The sequence below is a fragment of the Cyclobacterium qasimii M12-11B genome, from assembly GCF_000427295.1.
GTDB classification, from domain to species: domain Bacteria; phylum Bacteroidota; class Bacteroidia; order Cytophagales; family Cyclobacteriaceae; genus Cyclobacterium; species Cyclobacterium qasimii.
Genome location: NZ_ATNM01000018.1, coordinates 45313 through 58640, shown reverse-complemented (window position 1 = coordinate 58640; position 13328 = coordinate 45313). Strand labels below are relative to the sequence as shown.

The 13328-nt window shown below is 38.8% G+C and carries 11 protein-coding genes; 5 read left to right on the top strand and 6 right to left on the bottom strand.

All coding sequences use genetic code 11. The annotated features are described in order from the left end of the window. Window positions 1–109 precede the first annotated feature (109 nt). The 6 genes from ADICYQ_RS01840 to ADICYQ_RS28040 all read right to left on the bottom strand — a co-directional run bounded on the left by ADICYQ_RS01840 (window position 110) and on the right by ADICYQ_RS28040 (window position 5306). The gene (locus tag ADICYQ_RS01840; RefSeq protein ID WP_316929254.1) at window positions 110–547 is read right to left on the bottom strand and encodes an alpha-ketoglutarate-dependent dioxygenase AlkB family protein; all 438 of its coding nucleotides are present in this window, start codon (window positions 545–547) and stop codon (window positions 110–112) included. Then, window positions 544–720 (bottom strand): alpha-ketoglutarate-dependent dioxygenase AlkB family protein, encoded by a 177-nt coding sequence (locus ADICYQ_RS29480; protein ID WP_020890222.1) that lies wholly within the window; start codon window positions 718–720, stop codon window positions 544–546. Before ADICYQ_RS29480 ends, ADICYQ_RS01840 begins: the two co-directional genes overlap by 4 nt. 45 nt (window positions 721–765) lie before the next feature. After that, entirely contained in the window at window positions 766–1674 is a 909-nt protein-coding gene (locus tag ADICYQ_RS01835) for an NAD-dependent epimerase/dehydratase family protein (RefSeq protein WP_020890221.1), read from the bottom strand. 142 nt (window positions 1675–1816) lie between these two features. Further along, entirely contained in the window at window positions 1817–3385 is a 1569-nt protein-coding gene (locus ADICYQ_RS01830) for an FMN-binding glutamate synthase family protein (protein ID WP_040413954.1), read from the bottom strand. Between the two features lie 560 nt (window positions 3386–3945). Continuing rightward, a complete protein-coding gene (locus ADICYQ_RS01825) occupies window positions 3946–4344 on the bottom strand; it encodes a hypothetical protein (protein WP_020890219.1) in 399 nt (132 codons plus the stop codon). 113 nt (window positions 4345–4457) lie between these two features. Beyond that, window positions 4458–5306 (bottom strand): GFO_1088 family ECF-type sigma factor, encoded by an 849-nt coding sequence (locus ADICYQ_RS28040; protein ID WP_020890218.1) that lies wholly within the window; start codon window positions 5304–5306, stop codon window positions 4458–4460. 436 nt (window positions 5307–5742) lie between these two features. Between ADICYQ_RS28040 and ADICYQ_RS01815 the strand changes: the two genes are divergently transcribed. The 5 genes from ADICYQ_RS01815 (at window position 5743) to ADICYQ_RS01800 (ending at window position 13020) form a co-directional block, all read left to right on the top strand. Beyond that, a complete protein-coding gene (locus tag ADICYQ_RS01815) occupies window positions 5743–6414 on the top strand; it encodes a sigma-70 family RNA polymerase sigma factor (protein ID WP_020890217.1) in 672 nt (223 codons plus the stop codon). Between the two features lie 60 nt (window positions 6415–6474). After that, window positions 6475–7470, top strand: coding sequence for a FecR family protein (locus ADICYQ_RS01810; RefSeq protein WP_020890216.1), 996 nt, complete (start codon window positions 6475–6477; stop codon window positions 7468–7470). 189 nt (window positions 7471–7659) lie between these two features. Continuing rightward, window positions 7660–8295 carry a carboxypeptidase-like regulatory domain-containing protein gene (locus tag ADICYQ_RS25645; RefSeq protein WP_020890215.1) on the top strand — a complete coding sequence of 212 codons (636 nt, stop codon included), beginning with the start codon at window positions 7660–7662 and terminating at the stop codon, window positions 8293–8295. After that, complete coding sequence (locus ADICYQ_RS01805; RefSeq protein WP_081652269.1) at window positions 8292–11330, top strand: SusC/RagA family TonB-linked outer membrane protein; 3039 nt, start codon at window positions 8292–8294, stop codon at window positions 11328–11330. The genes ADICYQ_RS25645 and ADICYQ_RS01805 overlap by 4 nt, the downstream gene beginning before the upstream one ends. A gap of 13 nt (window positions 11331–11343) precedes the next feature. Further along, complete coding sequence (locus ADICYQ_RS01800) at window positions 11344–13020, top strand: SusD/RagB family nutrient-binding outer membrane lipoprotein (protein ID WP_020890213.1); 1677 nt, start codon at window positions 11344–11346, stop codon at window positions 13018–13020. Window positions 13021–13328: the final 308 nt, after the last annotated feature.

The following is a 13328-nucleotide window of genomic DNA, read 5'->3' as shown; positions in this document are numbered from 1 at the left end:
GATTATAAAGTTCAATTATATTATTGAACTTTATCAGTTGAACAATGAATTAATTTCATTAAGGGGCACAGCACTTAAATTTCGTTAAAGCTCATTTTTAGTAGGTGATTTAGCGACTAAAAATGGTCCTAAAAGTCAGGTTAATTCTTGGATTTATAATTCTTTTTGAAGGGGGCAAGCGATGTAACCAATTGGTTTGTGTGTCTCCCTTCATTATTAACAAACTTCCATTTTCTAAAATCAGCTCTGATTTGGTTTTGGTTTCTTTGTGTTTAAAAGAGAATTTCCTTTCTGCTCCAAAACTTAGTGAAGCAATGGCTCCTTGTTTTTTCAGGTCCTTTTCTCCATCGCTATGCCAGGCCATTCCCTCATTTCCATCATGGTACAAATTCAATAAGCAGGAATTGAAAGTGTCTTCAGTAAGGTTTTCTATTGAATGCTTTAATTCAAGCAAGGCCTGCGTCCATGGCAATGCCGATTTGGTGGTTTTAGAATAAGTGTATTCAAATGCTTCTTCACCATACCATGCTACTTTTCTTTTGGTTATGATTTTTTACCAAAAATTATGGCTTCATCATTTTTCCATTCGATGGTTTGCATCAAAATTGAGAGGAATTCATTTGCTCTTTTTTGATCAAATATTTTCCCATAATAATTTACGGTTCCACCAAAAGGTAAAAGGTTTTTAGTTGGATCTATTTTGCGTTCAAATAATTCCATGTTCCTGTGTTTGCACTTCTCCCGATCACCTATAATCGGTCTCGATTATTTTTTAATTCCCAATTCATAGGGTGTAGGGGTATAATCAAAAGCTTTTTCAAATTTACTGCTATTAAATACATAATCCCTGTCATATTGGTAGAGCATTTCCACAGATTCCCTCATAATGGGATTAAATAGGCCCATTATTTTTACCAAAAATTTAGGTGCCAGTTGGATTCTTGCAGAAACATTTAATTCCTTGGCTATATTTTCTATCCATTGCTTGCCTGTATATGGTGCAGAGGCAGTTGGCAAATGCCAGACCTGACCATAAGCCGTTTCAGTGTTGCCCAATAATGCTGTGGCAACGGCTGCGTCGATAGTATAGGTAAATGAATGCGCGAAACGGTCGCTTACCAGCCAATTTGCTTTTTTACCTTGGCTCAGCGGTTTAAATACTGTTTCAGTAAGAAGACTATTGTTTGAGATGGAAGGGCCATAAAAATCTGCGGATCGGGCGATAAGGGCTTGTATCTTTTTGGAAGCTATTGCATCCAAAATCATTTGAGCAATTTTAGCTCTGACGGCTCCCTTTTTACTTGGTGGGTTTATGGGTGTTTCCTCCGTCATGCCATTGAGAAAGTCTGAATCATACATGTAGATGTTGTCAAAAAACACCAATTTGCAATTCGACTGTGCACAGGAATTGATCACATTTTCAATAAAAGGCACCCATTTTTCAGCCCAATCTTTATAACTATAAGCAAATCCAACTGTAATGTAAACAATTGAAGATCCGTGAATAGCTGCCTCTAAAGCCTTGGGGTCTAAAAGGTCTGCAGCAAATAATTCATCAGTATCATTTACCTTTTTCGGGTTTCTGCTAACCAACCTTATCTCGTCCGTATAAGTTTTTAGCGCCCTTGCCAATTCAGTACCTATGGCACCACCTGAACCTAGTATTGTTTGCATAATTTCCGGATTTATCTATACCCCTTAATAAATTGTATACCTAGTCGTGAATATCAATCATGACTTTCTTAAAAGCAATCCAAATAGGAAAACAAATGATCAATTAACGCCTTGGCTTTATTTGATGATTAATGAAGTTGGTTTATTTTTCAATAACCTTTTCTTTAACGCCATTCATCATATGTTCTAAGTAAGAACCTTCAGGGACTTCTGGATAAATTTCGCTGTATTTCAAAACCTGGTTCATCCCAATTCTGCGATTAATATGTTCCCTGTTTAATTTCTCCGTTTTTCGAATGCCCGAAGCTGCAATAAGCTCAATAAAACTTTTCACCGTTTCTTCATGAAAGTTAGCTACTCTTTGGGATTTGTCTTCAACCACCAAGCCTGCCATTAAACTTTTATTTTGAGTAGCTACTCCCGTAGGGCAGGTATTAACATTGCATTGCAAAGCCTGAATGCAACCTGTTGCCATCATCATTGCTCTTGCACTATTGACCATATCTGCTCCCATTGCTATCACCCGAGCAATATCAAACCCACTTAAAACCTTGCCAGAAGCGATAACCTTAATGTCTTTTTTTAAGTCAAATCCTCTAAGGGTATCTATGGCAAAGGAAAGCCCATCTTTTAAAGGCATACCTAAAGAATTGGAAAATTCGATTGGAGCGGCACCTGTACCTCCCTCACCGCCATCTATAGTGATGAAATCGGGTTTGATTCCAAGCGAAACCATCGCTTTACATAACTCGATGAACTCTTCTTTTTTGCCTATACAGATTTTAAATCCTATGGGCTTTCCTCCAGACAAATCCCTTAGCTTTTGAATGAAATGCATCAAGCCTTCAGCACTGTCAAATGCGCTGTGTTTGGGAGGAGAATGAACATCTGTATGGGGTTTTACATGGCGAATAGCAGCAATTTCTTCTGTGTTTTTGGAAGCAGGAAGTATTCCACCATGTCCCGGTTTGGCACCTTGAGAAATTTTAATCTCGACCATTTTCACATTGTCCATGGTTGAGTTTTTTTGGAAATTTTCCTCACAGAAATTGCCGGCCTCTGTCCTACAACCAAAATAGCCGGTGCCAATTTGCCAAATTAAATCTCCTCCAGGTTGTTTGTGGTAAGGGCTAATACCCCCTTCACCGGTATTGTGTGCAAATCCTCCAATTTTAGCTCCTGTATTCATTGCTAAAACGGCATTTTTACTAAGGGAACCAAAACTCATGGCTGAAATATTCAGAATGCTAGCAGAATAAGGTTTTAAGCAGGCTTCCCCACCTACCAAAATCCTGGACTCCCGTTGTACATCAGCATGGTTGTTGGCATAAATAGAATGATCCATCCATTCATAACCAGCTGCATATACATCCATTTGTGTCCCAAAAGGGGTCGTATCATTGGCCTTCTTTGCCCTTTGATAGATCAATGAACGAAATATCCTGTTGATAGGCCTCCCTTCAGTATCCGTTTCTACAAAATACTGCATGATTTCCGGCCTGATGTCTTCCAATAGGTACCTGAAGTTTCCAATTACTGGAAAATTTCTTCTAATAGTATGTTTGGTCTGAATAATGTCTACCAATCCTAAAATAATTATAGGTACCACCAGCCACAATATCCATAAAATAGATGGCATATATTGGGAAATTGCAGAAATACAAATGAGGGCGATTAAGGAGGAGATAATGAATATGTGTTTTGGCTTCATTTATTGATTTTCTAAGGAGTAAGCAATGACCTTTGCCATTGACACGTTATTTTTTCCGGTACAAATTTGACAACGAACCTGTTGCTAAAGGAGTTCAAATTAGTTTGTCAAGTAAACTGATTTGATAAAAATAGAGAAATATTCTATGGGCAATAATTCCAATTTACCATTTTTTTGCCAATTCAGTGCCTTTTTAGGATAGCGTTGCCAATTGAATTACCTGTTTATCAGGTATTCCCCCAAACCCTAAGACGCTAGGATGTCTGAACACAACAAATAAATTTCAGTCTTGTTTAGAAAAAATCATGAAAGGTGAAGCCATTATAGGTTCTTAGAAAGAAAGTAAAAAAGCAGGCCATTGCTGACCTGCCAAATTAATGATTGAATAACCTTTTAAAAATCTAAATAAACAGTTAATAAGTGCGTTTTTTTAAATGACTAACAGTATTATTCTTTCTTTTTTTTCAAATTTGCAGCGGTTTTTGTGGTGACAATTATTACTCCGCCTTTCGCATTATATTTTTTCACAGCCTCTTCTCCTTTCAATACGTTTATGGAATCTATGTCAATAGGATCGAGCTTCCCCTGTGTGCCTTGCTTGTGGGAATTCCATCAATTATTATAAGAGGTTCTGTCTCATTGTTAGCCCCTTCTCGAAATCTAAATTTAACGGGATCTGGATTTTTGGACTTGGTTTTAATCAAGATAACACCATTTGGCGCATTGTATTCTTTTAATGCTTTCTCTCCTTTAAGCACGTCGATGGATGCAATTTTATCTTTATCCAATAGGTCAATAATAGAATGGTCGTATTTTTTACCATCAATATAGACATCTGGATTGTCACTGTCTTTAATAGTGATTTCCAGCTTTTCCTTAACATCTTTACTGGTTTCCTGAGCCGTGATACTAGAAAATGGTACAAGGGCTATGCCGACAACTAATAGAAGGTATTTCATTGTGATTTGTTTTTAAGGTTAAATTTTGTCGTAATTATTCTGAAGTACTGTAAATGATGATTATTTCGTCTTCATAGAGCACCTTTTTATTATTTGTTTTAATGGTGTTGTTTTCAAACATAGCCAAAGCCTCTTTTAATAAAGCCTCTTTTTCTGCAAGGCTTTTCGTTTCTGGGATTGGCGCTGGCCTTAAGTAAAACAACAGAAATAGGAGGGACGCTGCTATCGACATACCACCAATTATAAGCTTTCTGGTTAGCCTCTTTTTTCTTTTTCTTAATGGCCTCCCAAATTTTATCATTAAAACCTGTCTTTGGATTTTGCTTTTTTCCTTTTACATATTTGAACCATTGTGTCTCTATTGACTCATTATCAGTTGAATTTTTGATAAGTAATTCCTCTTCTTCAAGTGTACTGTGTCCTGCAGCATACTTTTCCATCAATTTTTTAATTCCCCCTTTTCCATAGCTGTATGTTTTTTGGAGTTCTATCGCCACTTGTTGCCTCGCTCTGGACAAAAGAACCCTAATATGGTCCACTCTTAATGTTGTCAATTCGGCAATTTCAGTAAATTCCATGCCGTCTAAATCTCTCATAATCATGACTTCCTTCTGTTGTTCCGGAAGACGTTCCAATACCTTCTCTATATTGCCCTTGAGTTCTCTCCATTCGAAAGAATCGTGTTCTGGTGCAGATGCCAATAACTGCGTTTGAACATCATATGAAGCCTCTGGAGGCTTTTTCTTTTTGATCAAGTCAAGGCAATGATTCCTTGCCGTCAGGAAAATAAAGGCTGGAAGATTGGGATGGTTTTTAATTTGTCTACGTCGCTCCCATAACTTGATCATTATTTCCTGAATGGCATCCTCAGCATTGGTGCTATTGCCTAACATCCTTGACACCATTGGATACAACCGCTCCGACATTGAAATTACCCTTTCTTTAAATTCTTTCGTTTTCATCTTGTACTTAAATGACGATAAACTGGTCGATGTATAACAGTAAAGAAGGCTTTTATTTATAATTAGCTTTTTTTATGTAAACGTTTCGGGTAAAATTTCAAATGCTTGCTAAAAATAGAAGCATATAAAAAAGGGGGTTCATTTGAAATAAACTATTGATTAATAATTTTATCTGTATTAAAAACACAAAGGATCACCTGTTCATATTCTATCAAGTTAAGTTTTTTCGATTTTAGCAAAAGGATAAAACCCTATTAGAAGTAAATTCGGTATTTTTTAAATAACCAAATGTTAACATTCGGATAAACTCCTTTTAAATCGTATAATAATTGAGATATTTATCATAAAACGAATAATATTTTTCAACTTTTGTAAGTAGTATAGGGGTCTTTAATTGTCTTACTAAAAGACAGGCAATAAAAAAACCCAAATACCAATGCCACAATTCAAAACAGCAGCAAATGTTACGCGTATTTTGTCAACATCCAGGCAAGATTCAGAGGAAATACCTCCTCAAAAGCGGTCTAAAAAAGCAATTCAGGACGAACAGCTAATATGGCATGCTTTAAAAGAAGAGCCATCCAAAGGTATGGAGCTGGTTTTTAGGAGGTATTACCAGCCACTTTGTTCCCACGCAGTCCGATTTGTGGGATCTAAAGAAGTTGCGCAAGACATTGTTTCAGACTTGCTTGCTCAATTCTATGACCAAAAATTATTCTTGACCATTACAACATCCATTCGTTCCTATTTATTTAAGGCGGTAAGAAATAGAGGATTCAATTACCTAAAATTTGATTTGGCTCGAAAAGGAGACTTGGCGACATCACCAGAACCGAGAATTGCAGAGACCTATCAACCTGATAGCATAACCCAATATGAAGAGCTTTATCAGGATTTTGAAAAAGCCATAGAAACGCTACCTAGTCAACGGAGAAAAATTTATCTCTTGTTCCAATTTGAAGGGAAATCAATGAAAGAGATCGCAATGGGTATGGCGCTTTCTGTAAGGACAGTAGAAACGCAATTGTATAGGTCAAAAATAGCTATAAGACATTTGTTAAAAGACAAGTGGTTGATTTTCACACTGGTGTTTACCCATCTGCTTTAGGGCAAAATTGCCCATTAATTGCAAACTGCCCTTACCAGCTAACCAATAACACGATCAACAATGCATGATAAAGATACGATAAAGGAATTATTACTTAATTATTTCAAGGGTTCAGTTTCCGTGATCCAAAAGAAATGGATAGACGATTGGGTGAATGAATCCCCAGCGAATGAGGAAGTGTTTTATGCCTACCTGGAGGAATGGGAAAGAAAGAATCCCCAATACCTCACAGATACGGAACAGGCATTGGTAACCTTTAGGGATAAAAGTGAGACAGGTACAAGCGCAGGTATTACTTCAGTGTTTGTTAGGAAACCTCAAAAACACCGTTCTATAAAGTTGTTTTTAGTAGCATCCCTTACCCTTTTTGGGCTATTGTTTTTGGGTACCTATAAGGGAATTACGGTTAAGACTTACCGTACAGGCTATGGGGAATTGGCCACTGTTACACTTTATGATGGTACTGTAGTGTATTTGAATGCGAACAGCGAATTGAAGGCCCCGAGATTTGCATTTCTTGCCAATTCGAGAAAAGTCGAATTGACAGGTGAAGCCTCCTTCAACGTTACCCACGACCCAATAAACAAATTCATTGTCCAAACGATGAATGGCTTGGATGTAGTCGTTCACGGAACAGAATTCACTGTGTATAACCGTCGACACAATACGGAGGTGCAACTAAAGTCAGGAAAGGTTGAATTGATCAAGCATAATGCTACTGGGGAGGAGTCAATTGTAATGAAACCAGGCGAAAAAGTGCGGATGGAAGATGATGGGATCCTTCAGAAAGAAAAAGTAAAAGTACCAGAGGAATTCGCTTCATGGAAGCAGTACCGCTATGTATTTGATCAGACAAGCCTTACTGATATTGCGCGCATTATAAGCGATAATTATGGTGTTGAGGTAGAAATCTCTGGTGATTCCATTGGAAAACGAACCTTGTCTGGTTCTTTCCGATCCGAAGATGCCAAAGAATTTGCTGATGCAGTAGCTCAGGTGTTAGGCATATCCATGGAAATAGAAGAGAAACGCTTTCGGTTTATTGAATTGGACTAGCATTATGGACTAACAATTTTATTTTCAAAAGATACTTCAAAACAAAAATGATTTTCAATTTTTCTTTACCGAATCAAGAACTGACCTTAAATAATGTGATTCCTTTAAATAACTACACAAATATAAACACTTCTGTATAAACCAGATTAACCAAAACATTAAGTCAATTATTAAAACCCTAAATCTGATATGAAAAAGATTTTACCCTTTTCGCTATTGGTTTGGACATTTTGCTCCCTTTTGCATTATGGTCCACTCACAACTGCCCATGCCACTGGCATAAAGCCCGTGCAATTGGCACATCTCTCATTGGCCAAAAATCAATACGATATAGCCTTAGCTGATGCGCTTGATAAGCTTAAAGTTTTTTATAAAGCTGATATATTATTCGCCGATGGAATGATAAAGAACCTTTCGGTAGACAGTACATTAATCGATTTGGAAAAGGGACTTGAGAAAAATCTCTTAAGGCTGCTTAGCCCCTATGAACTCTCATTTGTAAAACAAAAAGGGGGGTCCTATGTAATTGTGCCTAAAGATAAACACTCTGGCAGTAGTATGGCAGAATTGGCCAGGCTTGTCTCTGACAACAGCGACCTAATTCAGGTTGCCTCCCTTGACAATGGCAGTATTCAGCCAAACCAATACCAGGTAATCGCTAATCAGAAGGTTAGAGGAAAAGTTACTTCTGACGTCGATGGTTTGGGACTTCCGGGAGTTACAGTACTCTTAAAAGGAACTTCATCCGGAACAATTACTGATCAGGATGGGAATTATAATTTAGAGTTTGATAGAGAAAATGCCGTGTTGGTTTTTCTTTTATAGGTTTTGAGAAACAGGAGGTAACTGTCGGGAATCGAGAGATAATCGACATTGTCTTGCTGGAAGACATGAAATCCCTTCAAGAAGCAGTGGTTACTGCCTTGGGGGTGAAAAGAGAAAAACAATCCCTTGGATACTCAGTAGGTAGTGTAGATGGAAGAGACCTTACAGAAACACCACAAAACAATGTCTTAAATGCCATGGCTGGAAAAGTTGCGGGCGTACAAATATCTCAAATGGATGGTGCTGCTGGCTCATCAGTTAATATCATTATTCGAGGTGGAAACTCTCTTAACAGTGACAATCAACCGCTTTTTGTAATTGACGGAGTACCGGTAGCCAATAAGCTGAACAATGGGTTTGGCGGTGCGGACATGGGGAATCCCATTTCAGACATCAATCCCAATGATATCGAAAATGTATCGATTCTTAAAGGTCCGAGTGCTGCCGCTTTATATGGTTCAAGGGCTGGTAATGGGGTAGTATTGATTACAACCAAATCTGGATCGGGAAGAAAAGGCATTGGAGTGGCCGTTAACTCCTCAGTGGTGATGGATTTCCCTTTTAGGTATCTGCCAATTCAAAATGAATTCGCCTCTGGAAAAAGTGGCGCACATGTATTTGAAGAAAGTGAAAACGAGAGTTGGGGACCAGAGCTGGATGTAGGAGAGGAGTGGGTGCAATGGAATAGCAATGGTGAGCCTGCACCACTTTTATCTTATCCTGATCGTTTTAAAGACTTCTTTCAGACAGGCTATACAAATACCAATAATATAGCTGTCAATGGAGATTATGACGAAGGTAGCTTCCGATTGTCAGTCGGGAACATGGCGAATAAAGGAATTATTCCAAATACAGATTTTTCCAGACTTACCATAGGCCTCAACACCAACTATAATATTACCAATAAATTAAGAGCAACTGCAACCATAAATATCACAGAATCCGGATCTGATAACCGGCCGATTATTGACGGTGGTAGAACTTCCCCAGTTAGGAGTCTTTTTGAAACTGGTCCACAGGTGAATATTTTAGATCTGGAACAATATTGGATTCCGGGATCTGAAGGTATACTGCAGCGGAAATACAAGGAAAAGCAAAACAACCCATATTTCGTTGTCAATGAAAATCCTACCGGTTTTGATAGGAATAGAACTGTAAGTAAGCTACAGCTCGATTATGACGTCACCAACAATTTAAGCATGTTGCTCCGTTATGCGAGGGATTCCTATGAAGAACAACAAGAGGCGATTATTGCCTATAATAATTATGACCAGATCAATGGAGGTTACCATATAAGAAATAATTTCAATAAAGAGAATAACCTGGATTTCATGATGAATTACCAGAAAATCTTTAACGAAGACTGGAACATAACCGCTTTGGCAGGGGCAAATAGAATGGAACAAAAGTACAGTTATGTAGACAATAATGCGGGTCAATTGGTAATCCCGATGTTGTATACAATTGCGAATGGTGCACCAGGAACGGTGTCCTACGATAGCCAACATTTCTGGAAAGTGATTTATGGTATTTATGGCTCATTGTCTACAGGTTACCAGAATAAATTATTCCTTGATATCACTGCGAGAAACGATTGGTCAAGTACCTTACCTATAGAAAATCGTTCTTATTTCTACCCATCTGTTTCTTTAAGTGCCATCGTTTCAGAAATGGTTGAAATGCCTTCTTACGTGGATCTTTTTAAATTTAGGGCAGGCATTGCCCAGGTTGGTAATGATGTGGCACCTTATAGTTTGGTGCCAACATTTGGAACCGCATTAGACTGGGGAACAGCAAAAAGCATGTACATGGGCGGGCTATTGAGAAATGCTTCCCTGAAACCTGAAATATCAACTTCCTCAGAAGCAGGTGTGGATATTTCTCTTTTTAATAATCGATTGGGAATAGAGGCGACCTATTATGTCAGAGCCAATAAAAATCAGGTTTTACCAATAGACCTTCCCATCGAGTCTGGTGCCAGCAGTAAATTAATCAATGCTGGATTGGTCGAAAGCCGTGGCTTTGAATTGGGGATTAGTACTACCCCGATTATTGCAGGAGATTTCAGGTGGGACTTAAATGTAAATCTCTCCAGAAATCGCACAAGCATCAAGGAGCTGGCAGATGGGATTACCTATTTTAATTTCACCTCCTACAGTGGTGCCGAATTGAGAACCTATGTAGGTGGAGATATCGGTGACATATACATGCGCCCGGTACTCACTGTTAAAGACCAGGAGTCGGCCTACTTCGGGTATCCGGTACTTACTGGAAGTGGATTGTACCAGGCGGACCAGGATGTAAATAATTTGGTGAAGATCGGGAATTTCAATCACGACCTCATGTTGTCATTTCAACCAACATTTAGGTACAAGAATTTTAGTTTATATGCCAATATAGACTGGAGACAAGGGGGAGAGTTTTATTCCAATACGATGATGTTTTTAGGAAACAATGGGATGTTGGAAGAGACCCTTTCGGGTGTCTCATACGACGAAGGAAGACCAATTGAGGATCAGGTCAAGGAAAACCCTGAAGCTTATTTTGGGAAATGGATAGGGGGAAGAAACGCAGCCTATGGAGGTCTTCCATGGCCTGGTGATGAAGCCAATTTCAGAGAGGAAGATGCGAGCTTTAATGTGGGTGTACGCGAAAGTAGGGACGCAGAAGGCAACATCGTCTATATAGAAAATTTGGGCGGAGCTACCACCCAATGGCTTAACCCTTTTCAGGCATACAGGTATGCCCACAGGCCTTTTCCTGACAGAAACCTCTACAGTGCCACTTATGTCAAATTAAGAGAAATAGCTGTCACTTATCAGTTGCCAACAAGTTGGTTGGATAAAATTAGTTTGAGAAGCGCTTCACTTTCAGTGGTAGGTAACAATCTTTTTGTTTGGACCGAAGCAGGAAATGGGGTAGATCCTGAAAGAGCCTTTAGGCAAACTGGTAACCGTTGGATACAAGGAGTGGAATATTACAATGTAATGCCGTGGACCGGTTCTCTGGGACTGAAATTAAATGCTGAATTTTAACTGAAGAATAGCCATGAAAAATCTATTAAAAAATATACTTTGTATTGGATTGATTACGGCCTTTTGGGCTTGTGAGGACCTCACCGAGGTAAACATGAACCCGAATAGTCCTGAACAGGTGTCATCCAATTATATTCTGACCTATGTATTGTCAAATACAGCCAAAACCTATCACAATCTGGGCTATGAAAATTCCAAAATTGCTGGGGCAATGCAATATGTACAACGGGGCACCAATGAAGGTGCTGTAGTTGTTAATTTCTATGGTTGGGGACACGAATCCTGGAACAGCTATTTTGATATACTCAGGAACAATCAAGTTATTTATGAGAATGCAGTAGAAGAAAACAATGACTTCTTCAAAGGAATAGCCTTAATTATTCGTTCGTTTCATTATGGTCTCATGACTGATCTGTATGGAGATATTCCTTATTCCAGCGCTTTACAAGCCAATAATGATGTCTTTTTCCCTGTTTATGATCGGCAAGAAGATGTTTATAATGGCATATTAATAGACTTAAGAGAAGCTGACGCCATTCTCCAAAATCTGGATCCAGCCAAAGATCTGGTAAACGCTACCTCGGATATAATGTATGGTGGAGATGCTCAAAAATGGAGAAGGTTTGCCAATGCTTTGCGAATGCGGTACAGCATGCGATTGATTAACAAAAAGTCGGACATGGCTTCCTTGGGAATTGACTTGGATAAAGAATTCAATGAGGCTTCGCAGTATACCTTTATGGACAATAGTGATGATGCAAAAGTTGATTTTCTTGGAACAGATGAAAATAACGCTACACCTGGAGGACCACTAAACAGTCCAAACCCTAATTTATTGTTAAAGCCTGCGCAAACACTCGTAGATAAACTCATTGACTTAGACGATCCTCGACTATACCGTTGGGTATTACCTGTTCAGTATAAATGGGATGCTGAGGTGACGGTAGAAAAGGATTCAGTTGTAACTAATATTCTTGGTGAATCAGCTACAGTTCGGTTTAAACCAGCTCCTGCTGGAGTAGAGGTGAATACCAATTTATATGTAGGCTTACCGGTTGGGCTCCCTATAGTGGAAGCCATGTCGTACAATAAGGGGAATGACGAAGAAGGGTATCACCCTGAGAGAAGCCCTTACATTTCTTATTTGCATGAGAGGTATAGAAAAAACCAAGACAGCTACGTAAACATGAACCTGGTGACCTATAGTGAAATAAAGTTTCTGATGGCTGAGGCAGCACTCTTAGGTGGGCTTGGGGCCAATGATCCAGAAGCACATTACAAAGAAGCAATTTCTGCCTCAATGGAGAAATATGGCATTCTATCGAATTCAGGGGACTTCAATTTTGAAACCTATTACGATCAGGAAGCAGTTTCTTATGCTAAAAGCACCAATAAAGCAGAACGAATCATAGAACAAAAATGGATAGCCAACTGGCAAAACCCTCAAGCTTGGTTTGATTGGAGAAGAACAGGCTATCCAGTATTAGAGGCAGGGCCAGTAACCCAATTTGGTGCGGCTATTCCGGTCAGGTACATGTATCCTACTCCTAACCTGGACCCAAATTATTTGGTCAATTATGAGCAGGCTATATCCTCACTTGAGGATACCCAATTTATTCCTGCAGGACAAAGTAAGGACCATCCATATGCGAAAATGTGGTTATTGCAGAACTCAGCAAAACCTTGGTAATAGCACGAAGTTATAATGGACATTAGAGTTGCCATTTTTAAAGTGATTCTAACAATCCCGATTGAGCAAGGACAGGCTATCGCGAATCCTACTGCATAGCTCCACCTAACGCTTTATAAAAAGAACGATAAAATCAATAGCTATGGGTTTTAACGCATGGAAAAGTGAAATACGAACACATGGATTTGGCGGCATTGTTGCTTTCTTTCTGCAACAATGCTGACAAAATCACGACTTATCAATTTTTTCGAAACCGATTTTAATCTTCTAAAAAGTGAAAAAGCCACTTGATAATTCAAGTGGCTTTT